The 15,283-nt window shown below is 69.0% G+C and carries 15 protein-coding genes and 1 pseudogene; 5 read left to right on the forward strand and 11 right to left on the reverse strand.

Features of this window, described 5'->3' with window-relative positions; all coding sequences use genetic code 11:
* Nucleotides 1-49: 49 nt before the first annotated feature.
* The 5 genes from ACFWNN_RS14495 to ACFWNN_RS14515 all read right to left on the reverse strand — a co-directional run bounded on the left by ACFWNN_RS14495 (nt 50) and on the right by ACFWNN_RS14515 (nt 6,018).
* Nucleotides 50-820 (reverse strand): ABC transporter permease, encoded by a 771-nt coding sequence (locus ACFWNN_RS14495; RefSeq protein WP_382440360.1) that lies wholly within the window; start codon nt 818-820, stop codon nt 50-52.
* Nucleotides 817-1,770, reverse strand: a complete 954-nt coding sequence (locus ACFWNN_RS14500; protein WP_382440361.1) for an ATP-binding cassette domain-containing protein — start codon at nt 1,768-1,770, stop codon at nt 817-819. The genes ACFWNN_RS14495 and ACFWNN_RS14500 overlap by 4 nt, the downstream gene beginning before the upstream one ends.
* Before the next feature lie 4 nt (nt 1,771-1,774).
* Complete coding sequence (locus tag ACFWNN_RS14505; RefSeq protein WP_382440362.1) at nt 1,775-3,208, reverse strand: GuaB1 family IMP dehydrogenase-related protein; 1,434 nt, start codon at nt 3,206-3,208, stop codon at nt 1,775-1,777.
* 444 nt (nt 3,209-3,652) lie between these two features.
* Nucleotides 3,653-4,435 (reverse strand): GNAT family N-acetyltransferase, encoded by a 783-nt coding sequence (locus ACFWNN_RS14510; protein WP_382440363.1) that lies wholly within the window; start codon nt 4,433-4,435, stop codon nt 3,653-3,655.
* Nucleotides 4,436-4,488: 53 nt separating this feature from the next.
* Nucleotides 4,489-6,018 carry an ATP-dependent DNA ligase gene (locus ACFWNN_RS14515; protein WP_382440364.1) on the reverse strand — a complete coding sequence of 510 codons (1,530 nt, stop codon included), beginning with the start codon at nt 6,016-6,018 and terminating at the stop codon, nt 4,489-4,491.
* A gap of 91 nt (nt 6,019-6,109) precedes the next feature.
* On the opposite strand from ACFWNN_RS14515, the gene ACFWNN_RS14520 reads away from it, so the two are divergent.
* Complete coding sequence (locus ACFWNN_RS14520) at nt 6,110-6,253, forward strand: hypothetical protein (protein WP_382440365.1); 144 nt, start codon at nt 6,110-6,112, stop codon at nt 6,251-6,253.
* Here the strand turns inward: ACFWNN_RS14520 and ACFWNN_RS14525 are convergent.
* A complete protein-coding gene (locus tag ACFWNN_RS14525; RefSeq protein WP_382440366.1) occupies nt 6,250-7,599 on the reverse strand; it encodes a PLP-dependent aminotransferase family protein in 1,350 nt (449 codons plus the stop codon). The two genes, ACFWNN_RS14520 and ACFWNN_RS14525, sit on opposite strands and share 4 nt — an antisense overlap.
* A 47-nt stretch (nt 7,600-7,646) precedes the next feature.
* On the opposite strand from ACFWNN_RS14525, the gene ACFWNN_RS14530 reads away from it, so the two are divergent.
* Entirely contained in the window at nt 7,647-8,546 is a 900-nt protein-coding gene (locus tag ACFWNN_RS14530; RefSeq protein WP_382440367.1) for a DMT family transporter, read from the forward strand.
* Here the strand turns inward: ACFWNN_RS14530 and ACFWNN_RS14535 are convergent.
* Genes ACFWNN_RS14535 through ACFWNN_RS14545 form a run of 3 tightly spaced genes read right to left on the reverse strand, consistent with a single transcriptional unit; the run spans nt 8,459 to nt 11,853 of the window.
* Nucleotides 8,459-9,259, reverse strand: a complete 801-nt coding sequence (locus ACFWNN_RS14535) for a hypothetical protein (protein WP_382440368.1) — start codon at nt 9,257-9,259, stop codon at nt 8,459-8,461. The genes ACFWNN_RS14530 and ACFWNN_RS14535 overlap by 88 nt on opposite strands.
* 10 nt (nt 9,260-9,269) lie before the next feature.
* Nucleotides 9,270-9,824 carry a hypothetical protein gene (locus ACFWNN_RS14540; protein WP_382440369.1) on the reverse strand — a complete coding sequence of 185 codons (555 nt, stop codon included), beginning with the start codon at nt 9,822-9,824 and terminating at the stop codon, nt 9,270-9,272.
* A gap of 52 nt (nt 9,825-9,876) precedes the next feature.
* Complete coding sequence (locus tag ACFWNN_RS14545) at nt 9,877-11,853, reverse strand: thioredoxin domain-containing protein (RefSeq protein WP_382440370.1); 1,977 nt, start codon at nt 11,851-11,853, stop codon at nt 9,877-9,879.
* Nucleotides 11,854-11,956: 103 nt separating this feature from the next.
* On the opposite strand from ACFWNN_RS14545, the pseudogene ACFWNN_RS14550 reads away from it, so the two are divergent.
* The 3 genes and pseudogenes from ACFWNN_RS14550 to ACFWNN_RS14560 form a co-directional block, all read left to right on the forward strand.
* Nucleotides 11,957-12,691, forward strand: a pseudogene (locus ACFWNN_RS14550) (metallophosphoesterase); the annotation flags it as partial.
* Between the two features lie 29 nt (nt 12,692-12,720).
* On the forward strand, nt 12,721-13,335 hold the full coding sequence (locus tag ACFWNN_RS14555) for a DNA polymerase beta superfamily protein (protein WP_382440371.1): 615 nt from the start codon (nt 12,721-12,723) through the stop codon (nt 13,333-13,335).
* Complete coding sequence (locus ACFWNN_RS14560; RefSeq protein WP_382440372.1) at nt 13,332-14,090, forward strand: DNA polymerase beta superfamily protein; 759 nt, start codon at nt 13,332-13,334, stop codon at nt 14,088-14,090. Before ACFWNN_RS14555 ends, ACFWNN_RS14560 begins: the two co-directional genes overlap by 4 nt.
* On the opposite strand, the gene ACFWNN_RS14565 is transcribed toward ACFWNN_RS14560, so the two are convergent.
* On the reverse strand, nt 14,087-14,362 hold the full coding sequence (locus ACFWNN_RS14565; RefSeq protein ID WP_382440373.1) for a hypothetical protein: 276 nt from the start codon (nt 14,360-14,362) through the stop codon (nt 14,087-14,089). The genes ACFWNN_RS14560 and ACFWNN_RS14565 overlap by 4 nt on opposite strands.
* Before the next feature lie 2 nt (nt 14,363-14,364).
* The gene (mca, locus tag ACFWNN_RS14570; RefSeq protein ID WP_382440374.1) at nt 14,365-15,234 is read right to left on the reverse strand and encodes a mycothiol conjugate amidase Mca; all 870 of its coding nucleotides are present in this window, start codon (nt 15,232-15,234) and stop codon (nt 14,365-14,367) included.
* Nucleotides 15,235-15,283: the final 49 nt, after the last annotated feature.

A 15,283-nucleotide genomic window follows, 5' to 3' on the forward strand; every position in this document is an offset into this window, starting at 1 on the left:
ACGGCCCCGCGCACTTCCGGTGCGCGGGGCCGTTTTTCGTCTGCTGTTCCTAGTCGAGTGCGCGCTTCATGAAGCCGCGCAGGCCGAGGGCGCCGAAGCCCGCGATCGCGACGACGAGCACGAGCAGCACGATCGGCAGCGGGATGTGCGGCACGTTCGGCACGAGCTCCGCGCGCATGCCCTCGCTGACGTACGTGAGCGGGTTGAGCGCGCAGATCACCTTGAACCACAGCAGGTCGTCGCTCAGCGACCGCCACGGGAACTGCGACGAACCGGTGAACAGCAACGGCGTGAGGATGACCGCGAACATGACGTTGACGCGCCGCGCGGGCACCGACGTGCCGATGACCATGCCCACGGATCCGCCTGCCAGGCAGCCGAGAATGATCACCAGCAGCGCGCCCGGGATTCCTTCCCACGCCCAGGAGACGTCGAGCATGACGAACCCGACGGGCACCATCAGCACGGCCGCGAAGAAGCCGCGGATGGCACCGAACACGATCTTCTCGACGGCGACGAGCGGGATGGAGATGGGCGCGAGCAGCCGGTCCTCGATCTCGCGCGTCCAGCTGAAGTCGAGCACCAGCGGCAATGTCGTGTTCTGCAGCGCGCCGAGGAAGCCGTTCATCGCGATGATGCCGGGGAGCAGCACCTGCGCGAAGTCGTTCTGCACGTACCCGATGTCCCCCAGCACCTTCGCGAAGATGAAGAGGATGAAGAACGGCTGGATGATCACCTGGGCGAGGAAGCTGGGCAGCTCGCGGCCCGTGACGAAGACGTCGCGCCACAGGATCGCCTGGAACGTCCTGAGTTGGCTCACCGCAGCTCCCTGCCGGTCAGGTGGATGAAGACGTCCTCGAGGCTGGGCTTGCCGATCGCGACGTCGCTGACCGTCACGTCGAGGTCCCGCAGCACGTTCAGCACCGCGGGCAGTGTGATCGAGGTGTCGGCGTCGGTGTAGACGCGGAACATGTTCCCGATCTCCTCGACCCGCTGCGCTCCGTCCACTTCGGACAGAGCTTGGGTGATCTTGACGGTGTCGTGGCCGTTGGGGCTCACCGTGACGCTGACGGTGTTGCTGCCGGGCAGATTTTTGGTGAGCTCGTCCGGCGCGTCGAGCGTGAGCAGCTTGCCGTGGTCGACGATGCCGACCCGGTCGCACAGCTTGGTGGCCTCGTCCATGTCGTGCGTGGTGAGCACGACCGTGACGCCGTCCGCGTGCAGCGCCGCGATCCGTTCGTGGACGAAGAGCCGGGCCTGCGGGTCCAGCCCGGTGCTCGGTTCGTCGAGGAACAGCACCTTCGGCCGGTGCATCAACGCGCGGGCGATCATCAGCCGTTGCGCCTGCCCGCCCGACAACGTGTCGACGAGCGCGTTCTGGTGGTCCTTGAGGCCCATCCGCTCGATGATGTCGTCGGCGAGCCGCTGCCGTTCCTTGGGCCCGATGCCGTGGTAGGCCGCGTGGAACAACAGGTTCTGCCGCGCGTTGAGCGACCGGTCGAGGTTGTTGCGCTGCGGCACGACGGCCAGCAGCTGCCGCGCCCGCTTCGAGTCCGCCACCACGTCGACCCCCTCCACGAGCGCCTGCCCCGACGTGGGGCGGACGCGCGTGGTGAGGACGCCGACCGTCGTCGTCTTGCCGGCGCCGTTGGGCCCGAGCAACCCGAAGACCTCACCGCGGTGGACGTCGAAGCTCAATCCGTCCACCGCAGGCTTTTGTCCCGTTTTATAGACTTTGCGGAGATCTCTTACCGAGACCGCTTCGTCCACTTTCTCACCATCCCCCTGGCAACGGCCTTCCCTCCGCAAAACCAGCGGCGGACTGAACGCCGAGCACAGCCTTGTCGTGGAATTCCTCCAGCGAGGTCGCGCCGGCATACGTGCAGGCCGAGCGAACGCCGGACGTTATCGCATCGAGCAGATCCTCCACGCTCGGACGCACCGGGTCCAACCGCATTTTGGAGGTGGAGATCCCTTCTTCGAACAGCCCCTTCTTGGCCCGCTCGAACGCGTTGTCCCCCCGCGTCCGCGCGCTCACGGCCCGCTTCGAAGCCATTCCAAAGGATTCTTTGTAAAGGTTCCCGCGCTCATCCCGTTGCAGATCCCCTGGCGACTCGTAAGTGCCGGCGAACCAACTGCCGACCATCACACTGCTCGCTCCGGCGGCCAGCGCGAGCGCCACGTCCCTCGGATGCCGCACACCACCGTCGGCCCACACGTGCTTCCCGAGCCGGCGCGCCTCCGCCGCACACTCGGCCACCGCGCTGAACTGGGGCCGCCCGACGCCGGTCATCATCCGCGTCGTGCACATCGCACCGGGCCCGACGCCGACCTTGATGATGTCGGCCCCGGCCTCGACCAGATCCCGCACACCCGCGGCCGTGACCACGTTCCCCGCGGCCACCGGCACACCGATCTCCTTGAGCGCTCCGAGCGCGGCGATCATCTTCTCCTGGTGCCCGTGAGCCGTGTCGACGACGAGAACGTCCACACCGGCCTTGACCAACGCCTCGGCCTTGGCCCGCACGTCCCCGTTGACCCCGACGGCCGCCGCGACCTTCAGCTTGCCGTCGTCGTCCTTGGCCGGCTGGTAGACCTCGGCCCTGAGCGCGGTCAACTCGGTCAACACCCCGCGAAGCCGCATCGACTCGTCCACACCCAACGCGACCTTGTGCGCGCTGTGGTGCAACTCGTCGAACACGTCCTGAGGCCGCGACTCGAGCGACAACTTCAACACGTCGGTGTTCATGACATCACCAAGCCGCGCGAACCGATCCACCCCGGTCAACGCAGCCTCGTCCACCACTCCGAGCGGCCGCCCGCCGTCGTCCACCACGACAACGGCCCCATGAGCCCGCTTGTGCAACAGATTCCACGCATCAGCCACCGCGTCCCCGGTGCCGAGCGTCAACGGCGTGTCCCAGACAGGATGCCGCTCCTTGACCCACGAGATGATCTCCGCAACGGCCTCGGTGGGCACGTCCTGCGGGATGACCACCAGCCCACCCCGCCGCGCGATGGTCTCCGCCATCCGCCGCCCGGCCACGGCCGTCATGTTGGCGACGACGATGGGGATCGTGGCCCCGGTGCCGTCCGAAGTGGAGAGGTCGACGCCGAACCGGGACTCCACAGCACTGCGGCCGGGAACGAGGAACACGTCGTCGTAGGTCAGGTCGTAAGAGGGTCGATGCCCTTCGATGAACCGCACGTGCTTCCACGATACCCGCAGCGTCTCACCAGGGCACCTGACTCGACGCGTCGTGACTAGGGTCGGGGCGTGGGGCCGGGCTGGACGAGGCGTCGCGCAGGTCGGCGCCGGCCCAGAGCTCCACCCACCGCAAGATCGCGAGTTGTCCACAGGCTGGCGGCATTCTGACCTGCGGATACCTCCGGGTGGGATAACCTGTGGATAGCCGGGAACCCCAAACGACTTTCGCTCGTTCCGCAAGGTAAGGAAGCGCGGGGGCGGGCGGGTCGGACGGGCTGACGATGAAAGGTCACTGCCCGGGCTGTCGACGAGCGCTGTGGCAGCCAGGTGCTGACCGCCCTGGGCTACGAACAGCCCGACAAGCACCTGCGCCGGCACGTGGCGGTCGGCGATGGAGTCGCCCGGTTCGTCCCGCGCACCTGACCACTCCGGACCGATCGAGGGCTACCTCGGGGTCCAGGCGTAGCCCGTCGTGGTGGTGATGGCGGTGAAGCCGAGGCGTTCGAGGATCGGGCGGCTGTCCTCGGAGGCGTCCACCTGGAGGTACCTGGTGCCTCGCGCCACGGCCAGCCGAGCGCGGTGGGCGATCAGGGCTCGGTAGATGCCCTTGCCTCGCCAGGCTTCGAGGGTGCCGCCACCCCACAGGCCCGCGAACTCCGTGCCGGGGACGAACTCGATGCGCGAGGAGGACACGACCTGGCCGTCCGCCTCGGCGATGACGGCGATCATGTTCGGGTCGTTCTGGCTTTCGAGGAGGCGGGCCGCCAGCCAGTCGTGGTCGCGGCCGAAGACCTCCGTGGCGGTGGCGGCCAGAGCGTGGACGTCGGCCTCTGTGGTGGCCTCGCGGATGGTCACGCCGGCCGGGGTGGGCTGGGTGGTCATGGCGGCGGCCAGGCCTACCAGGACCGTTTCGCGGCCCTCTGACTCGAAGCCTGCTGCTTCCAGGCGGGTGGGGAGGTCTGCCGGGGTGTCGTGGCTCCAGGTCTTCCACTCGACGGCCTGGTTGCGGGCCGTGAAGTAGTCGCGTTGGCGGGCGATGAGGGTGTCCAGGGCCTGGCCTTCGACGTTCAGGGCCGGTGGGCCGCCGATGAAGCCTCGGCGGCTCGGCCAGGTCACGCGGAACACCGGGCCGTCCTGGTGCACCTCGGCGCCAGGGTCCAGGATCGTCCACTCCGCTGGGCGGGCCTGGGTGTCGAAGGCGCTGAGCAGCGCGGCTGGGGAGGTCATTGCGATGACGCTATGGCCGGCCGCGCTGCGGGCGCATGTGAATATCGGACCGGTCAGGGCTTCGGGGGTGGCTGGGTTTTGGGCAGCAGGGCCCGCACCTCGTCGATGGTGGTGGCTTCTGACGGGTCTTTGTCCGGGCGGTAGCGGACCACTCGGGCGAAGCGCAGGGCCACGCCTCCTGGGTAGCGCGGGGAGACCTGGACGCCGTCCAGTTCGATCTCGATCACCAGCTCCGGGCGGACCATGACGACCCAGTCGGACTGGTCGGTGGCTATCTGCTGGAGGGCCTCGGTCTGCCACTTCAGGAGTTCGTCGGTCAGGCCCTTGAAGGTCTTGCCCACCATGACCGGAGGGCCGCCGTCCGGGTCTCGGGCGCCCAGGTGCAGGTTCGACAGCCAGCCTCGGCGGCGGCCGCTGCCCCACTCGACGCCCAGGACGACCAGGTCGAGGGTGTGGACCGGCTTCACCTTCTGCCAGGCCTTGCCTCGTCTGCCTGCCGCGTAGGGCGAGGCCAGTGACTTCACCATCACGCCCTCGTGGCCTGCGGCCAGGGACGCCGCGACCACGTCCGCCGCCTGTTCCGGGGTCGGGTCCAGGACTCCTGGGATCACGTGGTCGCCTGCCACCTGGCGCAGGGCCGCCAGGCGGTCGCGGAGGGGGTCGTCGAGCAGGTCCTTGCCGTCCAGGTGCAGGCAGTCGAAGAAGTACGGGTGCAGGAGCAGCTCTCGTTCGTCCTGCGCGCCGAAGCGGCTCATCGTCTCCTGGAACGGGCGGGGCCTGCCCTCGTCGGTCAGGGCCAGGGTCTCGCCGTCCAGCACCACGGAGGTGCACGGCAGGGTGCGGACCAGGTCGACCAGTTCGGGCACGGTCTTGGTGATCTCGCGCAACGTGCGCGTGTAGACGTGGACCTCGTCGCCGGCGCGGTGCACCTGGATGCGGGCGCCGTCCAGCTTGTGCTCCACCACGCAGCTGCCGATCTCGGCCAGCGCCTCGTCCAGCGACTCGGCGGGCGAGGCCAGCATCGGGCGCAGGGGGCGGCCCACCTCCAGCCGGAACGCCTCCAGGGCCTGCGCGCCGCCGTCGAGGGCGGCCACGGCGGTCTCCGGTAGGCGGCCGGACAGCATGAACGCCCGCCGCACGGTCTCGCCGGGCACGTCCGCCGCGGAGGCGATCGCGTCCAGCATCACGCCCTCCAGCGCGCCCTGGCGGAGCTCGCCGGTGAGCAGGCGACGTAAGAAGTCCTGCTCCTGCTCGGTGGAGCGGGCGAAGAGCGCCGTCAGCAGGTCGACCCGGCGTTGCGCCGAGCCCTTGCCGGAGGTCGCGGACACCTCGGCGAGCGCCGCGTCGACCTCGGCGACCGTCAGCTCGGCACTCGGGACAGGTGCCACGGACAGGTCGACGACGGTGCGCCAGCCCGTGCCGATGCGCCCCTGCCGCGGCGTGCCTATGAGAAAGGACACCACCGCGACCACTACGTCCGCCGTCGCCGCGCGCAGCAACGCGGACAGCGCCTTGACCTTGGCCAGGCGCGACCGGGTCGCCGCCACTGCGGCCGACGTGTCGACCACTTCGGAGAGAAGCACAGGTCTCATGGTGCACCCGAGCACTGACATTTTCTGGAGGCGCGGACTAGGCTGACCGGGTCAACCGTTCTACCTGGGGGTTTACCGCGCCATGCGTGCTTTCATCGCTGCCGCCCTGCTGTTCGCGGCGGTCGCCGCCACCTCGTTCGGCGGTCCCGCCACCGGCGATCGCGAGCACATCCTCGGCTCCGGCACGAGTGCCGACGCGAGCGCCAAGCGCGAGCACATCCTCTAAACAGCGACGTCCGCGATCTCCCTGACCGCCTCACGCAGGCGGTCGGGCGTGAGCGCCGCGTACCCGAGGACCAGGCCGGGCCACATGGGCGTGCGCGTGTACTGCGCCAACGCCCAGACGTGCACACCACGCTCCGCGAGCCTGCTCTTCAACGCCAGGTCGTCGGTCCCGTCGGGCATGCGCAGCACGACGTGCAAACCGGCCGCGACGCCGATGGGCTGCCATGCGGGCAGATGTGCGGCAACGGCCTCCAGCAACGCATCCCGCCTCTTCCGGTAGAGCGCGCGCGTACGGCGCAGATGCCGGTCATAGCCGCCTGTGCGCAACAAGTGTGCGAACGCGGCCTGCGGGATCGTGCCGGTGCCCATGTCGTTGTACTGCTTGCGTTGCACGATGCCCTCGCGCAGCCGTTCGGGCACCACGAGCCATCCCAGTCGCAACGCGGGCGCCAGCACCTTGCTCGTCGTCCCCTGGTAGACCACGTGGTCGGGGGCGAGCGCCTGCAACGCGCCCAGCGCGGGCCGGTCGTAGCGGTGCTCGGCGTCGTAGTCGTCCTCGATGATCAGCCTGTCCCGCTCGCGCGCCCACTCGACGAGCGCTCGCCGCCGTTCCGGGTGGAGCACCACGCCCAGCGGAAACTGGTGTGCCGCGGTGACGAGGACGGCCTTGCAGTCCGTTTTGGACAGCAGGTCGACGCGGATTCCCTTGTCGTCCACCGGAATCGGCACGGTGTTGAGGCCGTGCGACCGGAGCATGTTCTCGCCGCCGAAGTGGCTGGGCTCCTCGATCGCGATGCTGCCGTTGAGGATCCTGGCGGTGAGCTGCAGCCCGTCCGCGGCGCCGTTGGTGATCACCGCGTCCTTCGCGACGACCGCCCGGACGCGCGCCAGGTAGTCGACGATCTCCTTGCGCAGCCCCACGAAACCGGCCGGGTCGGGGTAGGCGAGGTCGTCGTCGGGGAGCTCGGCGAGCGCCACGCGGTGCGCCGCCACCCACTCGGCGCGCGGGAACGCGCCCAGCGCGGGCAGGCCGGGGCGCAGGTTGTAGCGCCACCGCTGGGGTGGTTCCGGAACGCCGCACGCTCCGGCCGGGCCGAGGCTCGCGACCGTCGTGCCAGAACCGCGCCGCGTCGTGAGATAGCCCTCGGCGACGAGCTGGGTGTACGCCGACGTGACGGTCCCGCGCGCCACGTCGAGCTGGGCGGCCAGGTCGCGGCTCGACGGCAGCCGCGTGCCGGGTGGGAGGCGCCCGTCCCGGATCGCCCGGCGCAGCTCGACCTCCACGCCGCGGCGCCGCTGATGCCCCGGCAACAACAGCTCGCGGAAAGTGGTCCAGTTCGTGGCCATCGAAGTGGAGCTTAAACCTGGACCAGTTCAGCGCAAGGCTTTCTGTCATGAAACTCGGGGTGGCCGCGGGAGCGACAGCGGCAACGATCGTCGGCGCGTCGGTGCCGATCACGGGAATGCTGGAGGGCTACCCGGTCCTGACCGGTCAGGCCATGCGCTACGCCCTCGGCGCGGCGGTGTTGCTGCTGGTGGCGCGCCGTCTGCCGATGCCGTCGTGGCGGGACGTCCCACCGCTGCTCGGCGTGGTCGTCACCGGCATGCTCGGCTTCAACGCCGTGCTCATCGCCGCCCAGCAGTACGCGGAACCCGGCTTCGTCGCCGCCGTCATGGGTGGCGCGCCGATCGCGTTGGCGCTCCTCTCACGTCAACGCACCGCATCGGCCGTTGTAGGTGCCGTGGTGGTGGCCGCGGGCATCGTGCTGTTGTCCGGCGGCGGCTCGTGGCACGGCCCTGGCCTCGCACTGGCGTTGGTCACCATGGCCGGTGAGGTCTGCTTCACGCTTTTCGCCGTGGGAGTCGTACGACGCCTTGGCGTGCTCGGCGTGGCCACGTGGACCTGCATCCTCGCGACGGTGATCGGCGCGGTGCTCGGGACGTTCGTCGGCGGCTGGCGGATGCCGGACACGCGGCAGGCCTTCGCGCTCGGGCTGCTGGCGATCGTGGTGACCGCGCTGGCGTTCGGGCTCTGGTACTTCGCCGTGAACCGCCTGGGCTCCGACCGCGCCGGCGTGCTCATCGGACTTATGCCGGTGTCCGGCCTCGCGACCTCCGTGCTGCTGGGTGCTCAGTCACTCTCTCTCGTGTCGGTCATCGGCGTCAGCACGGTCGCACTCGGGTGCGTCATCGGGCTGCGCAGGTCTCACACGCCGAGCTTGGACAGCCAGGCCGAGGCCTCGTCGGAGGAGAGGACTCCGGTGACGTCGACCATCGGGGTCATCAAGGGGTAGATGCGGCCCGTGTTCCAGCTGCGCTGGTAGGTCAGCGGGCTCAGCACGACGATCCGGCGGCCCTCGTGCAGCGGGATGTCAGCGGGGCGGCCTTCGTTCCAGATCTTGTCGCCGAGGGCGTCGGTCAGTTCGAACTGGCCGTGGATTCCGCCTGGAGGTTGGAGGTCCTCGCCCACGGAGGCGGCCTCGACCCAGGACTGGCGCAGAGGTTCGCCGGGGATGTGGGCAGGGATCAGGCGGTAGGCGAGGAGGGTGTGGAGCTGGAAGTTGTCGCCGATGCCGCCGATGGTCACCTCGAAACCGGTGCGCGTCGGGGTGTGCAGGACCAACAGCGGTTCCAGGTCTATGACCGACAACAGGCCGTACAGGAACGTGTCAGAAGACGTGGCCCGTAGTAGGCGGTCGCGGTGCGGAAGACCTGCCCGTACGTCCTCGTCCTGCAGAGGAACCAGCAGGATGCTTTCCCACGAGTCGTCGCCTCGTTCCAGTGCTTCGGCGACCCGCTCGACCAACGGCGTCAAGGCCTCGCACGCGCCGATGTGGAAGAGGAGCGAGGCCAGGAGGTCGTTGATCTCCAGGTCCGGGGAGGCGGAAAGGACCAGGGCCGCCGCCGACAGTTCGTCGTGCGAGCAGCCCTGGGCCTGTTCCATGAAGTTCTGCACCGCGCCTGGTTCGTGCGCGACCACTGCTGCTGCGATGGAAGTCAAGTCCACGCACGACAAATTAGGCCAAATCCGGCCCCTGCGAACGCAGATCGTCGACACGGGACATGGCGTCACGGAGTTCGCCCAGCCACGTGTCGGCGTGTTCGCCCACCAAGCGCACGGCCCATGCGAGGGCGTCTGCCCGTGAGCGCGCCACGCCGGCGGCCACGAGCGTGTCGAGCACCTGGCGTTCCGGCTGGCGCAGGCGCGTCATGACCGGCACGGCCAGGTGCGTGAAGAGTTCGCGCGTGCCGCCCTGGACGGCTCCCCAGGCGACCTTGCGGCCGTAGCGGTGCTCGGCCTGACGCGCGATCTCGATGCGTTCGTCCCGGGTCTCCTCACGCCAGCGCGAGACGCGGCCCGACTCCGCCGCGGCCCTGGAGGCGTCGTCGAACTCGCCTTCCAGGTCCGGCAGGGTGCCGATGACGGTGATCTCCTCGCGGTCGACGATCACCTCGGGCTGACCGGTGAACCAGCCGTCCGGGAGCCTGCCCGCGAACCACGCCGCCGCGTCGTCGGCCGAGGGCAGGTCGGCCTGCTGCCACCCGCCTCTGCCTCGCCATCCACGTCCCATCACAACCACCTCTGATTACATGATTACGTCATTACTGACGTTACGCCTGCAATCAGCGAAGGGTGTTCGCCATCAGCGAAGTGACCAGGGCTTCTGCCGAAACGACGGGCCTGTCACAGACGTACCCGCGGCACACGTAGGCGGCCGGGCCCTCGTCGACCAACGGCCGGTCCTCCAGCAACGGCACGGATGACGGCTCACCGGCCACGACGACGCCGCCTCCGGGCACATGGGCCACCGCCGCCGCCCACAGCGCCGCACGCCGTGTGTCGTCGGCACCCACCACGACCACCTGCAACGGCCCGGCCACCAACGCCTCGGCCACGGTCAGCCAGTGCCCCGCGAACCGCGGCGCACGGGCCGCCAGCAGCCCGGCCCGCGTCACGGCCGCGGAAGCCGCCTCGAAGTACCGCGACGAACGGTCGGCGCCGGCCAGCAGGGACGCGGTCAGCAGAGCCGAGGCCAACGACGACGCGCCCGACGGCGACGCGTTGTCCGTGGAGTCGGCAGGACGGCGCACCAACGTCTCGGCGTCGTCAGCCGTGTCGTAGTAGGCGCCGGCAGAGTCAGGAACGGCGAAACGAGAGAGTGCGGTGTCCAACAGGCCACACGCGAGGTCGAGCCACCGGATCGAGCCCGTCACCTGATGCAGGGCCAACAGCCCATCGGCAACGCAGCCGTAGTCCTCCAGTACCCCGAACGACGGCCCGGCGACACCGTCACGGGAGGTGCGCAGCAGCCGCCCCTCCACCAGGTGCACGGAAGCCAGCAACGAAGCCGCGTCCGACGCCGCCGCGATCCACGACGGCTCGTCGAAGAACGCCCCCGCCTCGGCCAGCGCCGCGATCACCATGCCGTTCCACGAGGCGATCACCTTGTCGTCCCGGCCGGGCTGCGGCCGCAACGCCCGCGCGGCGAGCAGCGAGGCACGCACCTCCTCCCCCGGCTCCGACACGAACCGCAACGTCGACCTGCCGTCCTCGAAGTTCGGCTCGGCCGTCACCCCGAAAGAAGCAGCAGCGGAACCCAACTCCTCGAACGACCACACATAAGTGAGGCCCTCAACGCCGGAAGTGTCCGCATCCAACGACGCCGCGAACCCACCGGCGTCCGTGCGCAGCTCACGCAACAAGAACCCAACCGTGTCACGCACAACGCGCGCATAGCGCTCAGCACCAGTCACACGAGAGAGATGCACGTAGAACCGCAGCAACAAAGCGTTGTCGTACAACATCTTCTCGAAGTGCGGCACCACCCACGACGCGTCGACGCTGTAGCGCGCGAACCCGCCACCGAGCTGGTCGTAGAGCCCGCCGTTGGCCATCGCGTCGGCCGTGGCGGTGGCCATCGACACGGCCTCGACCGACCCGGTCCGTTCGTGGTGGCGCAGCAAGAACTCCAGCGCCATCGACGGCGGGAACTTCGGTGCCCCGCCGAACCCGCCGTTGCGCCGGTCGAACTCCCCCAGCAACGACACCACCGCGCCGGACAGCACATCCGCGTCCACAACGGACGGCGGCAACGGCGCGGCGTGCCGAGAAATCTCCTCCACCACGGCGGAAGCGGACTCCAGGATCTCGCCCGGACGAGAAACCCAGGTCGCCGACACCGCCTCCACCAACTGCCGGAACGACGGCATGCCAGGCCTCGGCGACGGCGGGTAGTAGGTGCCCGCGTGGAACGGCCGCGCGTCGGGCGTCAGGAACACCGTCATGGGCCACCCGCCCGAGCCGGTCATGGCCTGCGTGACCTCCATGTACACGGCGTCGACGTCCGGGCGTTCCTCCCGATCCACCTTCACCGGCACGAAGTTCTCGTTGAGGAACGAAGCCACCGAAGCGTCTTCGAACGACTCGTGTGCCATCACGTGACACCAGTGGCAGGCGGCGTACCCGACGGACAGCAGCACCGGCACGTTGCGCCGCCGGGCCTCCTCGAACGCCTCCTCGGACCACGGCCACCAGTCGACCGGGTTGTCCGCGTGCTGCAGCAGGTAGGGGCTGGTCGCGTCCGCGAGTCGGTTCGCCATGACCTCCACCCTAAATCGCCTGCGAAAACAGCGTCTGTCGATCAAACTCGACCTCGTGGACGACTCGACGAGCGACAGACCCGCACACGACCTGATGCACGAGACCGGACCTTTCGACGTGTTCGGTGACGTGCACGGATGCCGTGCGGAGTTGGAAGAACTGCTCGCGAAGCTCGGGTACGAGATCCAGCACGACGACGAGGGCAGGGCGGTCGACGCGATCCCTCCCGGCACGCGCAAGGCCGTGTTCGTCGGCGACCTCGTGGACCGCGGCCCGGACACTCCCGGCGTGCTGCGCCTGGTCATGGGCATGGTCGCCCACGGCCACGCCCTCAGCGTGCGCGGAAACCACGAAGAGAAGCTCATGCGCGCGTTGCGCGGACACAACGTGACGGTGCGCCACGGCCTGGAGAAGTCGCTCGAACAACTGGCAAAGGAAACGCCCGAGTTCCGGCGCCAGGTCGAGGAGTTCTGCGACGGCCTGGCCCACCACCACGTCCTCGACGGCGGCAACCTCGTCGTGGCGCACGCCGGCCTGCCCGAACGCATGCACGGCCGCACCGGCGGCAAGGTGCGCAGCTTCGCCCTGTACGGCGACACGACCGGCGAGACGGACCAGTACGGCATGCCCGTGCGCCTGCCGTGGGCCAAAGGCTACAAGGGCGCGGCCATGGTGCTCTACGGGCACGTCCTCACCCCCGAAGCCAAGTGGGTCAACAACACCATGTGCCTCGAAACGGGCGTGGTGTTCGGCGGCAAGCTGACCGCACTGCGTTATCCGGAACGCGAACTCGTGTCGGTCTACGCACACCAGACCTGGTACCGCAACGAAACGCCGTTCCCGCCGAACGCCGACAAGGAGGTGTCATGATCCTCCAGGTCGTCATCGGCTCGCACGCCTACGGACTCGCGAGCGAACAATCCGATGTAGACAGACGTGGGGTGTTCGTCGCGCCCACGGAAGCGTTCTGGCGGTTCGAGAAACCGCCGACGAGCGTCGAGGGTCCCGAACCGGAGCTGCTCAGCTGGGAGGTCGAGCACTTCTGCAAGCTGGGCTTGAAGTCGAACCCCACGGTGCTCGAGACGCTGGTGAGCCCGCTCACCGAGATCAGCACGCCGATGGGCGAGGAGCTCAGGGAACTGTTGCCCGCGTTCCTCTCCCAGTACGCCGTGCGGGCGTTCACGCGCGCGACGGAGATGCAGCTGTCGCGCGCGGGGCGCAACCTCAAGCCCAAACAGCTCATGCACGTCGTGCGGCTCCGGCTCGTGGGTCTCAACCTGCTGCGCACGGGCCGATACGACATCACGGCGGACCGCGAGCTCCTCAAGATCCGCCGCGAGGAGATGCCATGGGACGACGCCGTCGCGTGGGCGCACAGGCTGGGTGACGAGATCGCGGAAGCGAAAGGCCCGCTGCCGGAGGACCCGGACCGGGCGCGGGTGGAGGACTGGGTCGTGTCGGTGCGCAGGAGGATGTTGTGAGCTACGAGGTTCCGGACCTGAGCGCGGTGGTCGCCGAGCAGTCGCACGACCTGCTGTTCGCGACCGTCTCCGGCGCGCACCTGTACGGCTTCCCGTCGCGGGACTCGGACGTGGACCTGCGCGGCGTGCACGTGCTGCCGCTCGCGGAGGTCCTCGGGCTGCGGCACGGGCCGGAGACGAAGGAGCGGATGTGGGTCCGCGACGGGGTGGAGATCGACCTCGTCACGCACGACGTGCAGAAGTTCTGCCGTCTCCTGACGCGCCCCAACGGCTATGTGCTCGAACAGTTGCTCTCGCCGTTGGTCGTGCACACGACGAACGCGCACGAGGAGCTGGCAGCACTGGCGAAGGGGTGCCTCACGTCACGACACGGGCACCACTACCGCGGGTTCGCCATCACGCAGTGGCGGCTGTTCGAGAAGACCGGCGAGATCAAGCCGCTGCTGTACACGTTCCGTGCGTTGCTCACGGGCGTGCACCTGCTGCGCACGGGCGAGGTGAACGCGCACCTGCCCACGCTCGTCGACCTGCTCGACGGCCCCGCCTACCTGCCGGAACTCGTCGAGGCGAAGATCCTCGGCGAGCACCGCGCGCTGGCGGGTGTCCAGAACAGGCCGAGCCCCGAACGGCTGGAGGCCGACGTCGCGCACTGGCACGAGCAGCTGCGACTGGCGCGGGAGACCAGCGACCTGCCGCTGGAACCGCCCGCGTTCGAGGAGGTCCACGACTTCGTGGTGAACCTCAGGCTGAACTAGTCCTTCTTCTCGGCCGCGGTGTCCGAGGCCTTCGCGGGCTCAGCGGGCTCGGCCGGTTCGTCGAACGACGCCGGCAGACCCTTGATGTGCTTGTTCATCGACTTGACGAGGAAGAACACCGCGATGAAGAAGACGATCAGCAGGACGAGGCCGACCGGGGAGGACTTGCCGAAGTCCTCGCCCTGGCCGCCCTTGTCGGTGTCGTTCGTGTTCGACGGCTGCACGGCGACGAGCGCCACCGTGCTGCCGAGGGAGAAGTCTGGGGAGAGCACCCCTAGACCTTAACTCCGGCGAACAGGTCGGTTTCCGGCAGCGTCGAGTCGACCTGCGAGCGGACGAGCTCGTACTCCTCCGTCGGCCAGATCTCGCGCTGCAGTTCCATCGGGATCCCGAACCAGCGGCTGGTCGGGTCGATCTGGGTGGCGTGCGCCTTCAACGCCTCGTCGCGCACGTCGAAGTACTCGGCGCACTCGACCTGGGTCGTCACGCGCTGCATGACGTCCGGGCGGTCCGTGCTCCAGTTCGCGAGCCACTCGCCGTACGGCGACTCCATGCCGCGGGCCTCCATCGCCTCGTGGAACGCGACGATCTTGGCGCGCGAGAAGCCGTGGCCGTAGTAGACCTTCTGGGTCTCCCAGGCCTCGCCCAGCTCCGGCTTGAACGAGGCGTCGGCGGCCGCGTCGAGGGCGGCCATCGAGATCTCGTGCGTGCGGATGTGGTCCGGGTGCGGGTAGCCGCCGTTCTCGTCGTAGGTGACGACGACGTGCGGGCGGAAGTCGCGGATGGCCTCCACCAGAGACGGCACCGACTCCTCCAGCGGCACGAGCGCGAAGCAGCCCTCGGGCAACGGCGGGAGCGGGTCGCCCTCGGGCAGACCGGAGTCCTTGAAGCCCAGCCAGCGGTGCTGGATGCCGAGGATCTTGGCCGCGTTGGCCATCTCCTCGCGGCGGACCTCGACGATGTTCTCCAGCACGTCCGGCTTGTCCATCGCCGGGTTGAGGATGCTGCCCGCACCACCGTCGGTACAGGTCACGACCATCACGTCGTGGCCTTCCGCGATGTAGCGAGCCATCGAGGCCGCGCCCTTGCTCGACTCGTCGTCGGGATGTGCGTGCACTGCCATAAGGCGCAGCTTGTCGGCCATGACCCCCGTGGTCCTCCTGTGTGAACGGTCCTGCGACACTCATCAACTG

The organism is Lentzea sp. NPDC058450 (genome assembly GCF_042721395.1).
GTDB lineage: Bacteria > Actinomycetota > Actinomycetes > Mycobacteriales > Pseudonocardiaceae > Lentzea.

What these genes read in the sequence shown, in the direction of transcription:
- ACFWNN_RS14555 (WP_382440371.1), top strand. Translation starts at nt 12,721, where the DNA reads ATGATCCTCCAGGTCGTCATCGGCTCGCACGCCTACGGACTCGCGAGC.
- ACFWNN_RS14525 (WP_382440366.1), bottom strand. Translation starts at nt 7,599, where the DNA reads ATGGCCACGAACTGGACCACTTTCCGCGAGCTGTTGTTGCCGGGGCAT.
- ACFWNN_RS14510 (WP_382440363.1), bottom strand. Translation starts at nt 4,435, where the DNA reads ATGACCTCCCCAGCCGCGCTGCTCAGCGCCTTCGACACCCAGGCCCGC.
- ACFWNN_RS14545 (WP_382440370.1), bottom strand. Translation starts at nt 11,853, where the DNA reads ATGGCGAACCGACTCGCGGACGCGACCAGCCCCTACCTGCTGCAGCAC.
- ACFWNN_RS14520 (WP_382440365.1), top strand. Translation starts at nt 6,110, where the DNA reads ATGCGTGCTTTCATCGCTGCCGCCCTGCTGTTCGCGGCGGTCGCCGCC.
- ACFWNN_RS14540 (WP_382440369.1), bottom strand. Translation starts at nt 9,824, where the DNA reads ATGGGACGTGGATGGCGAGGCAGAGGCGGGTGGCAGCAGGCCGACCTG.
- mca (WP_382440374.1), bottom strand. Translation starts at nt 15,234, where the DNA reads ATGGCCGACAAGCTGCGCCTTATGGCAGTGCACGCACATCCCGACGAC.
- ACFWNN_RS14530 (WP_382440367.1), top strand. Translation starts at nt 7,647, where the DNA reads ATGAAACTCGGGGTGGCCGCGGGAGCGACAGCGGCAACGATCGTCGGC.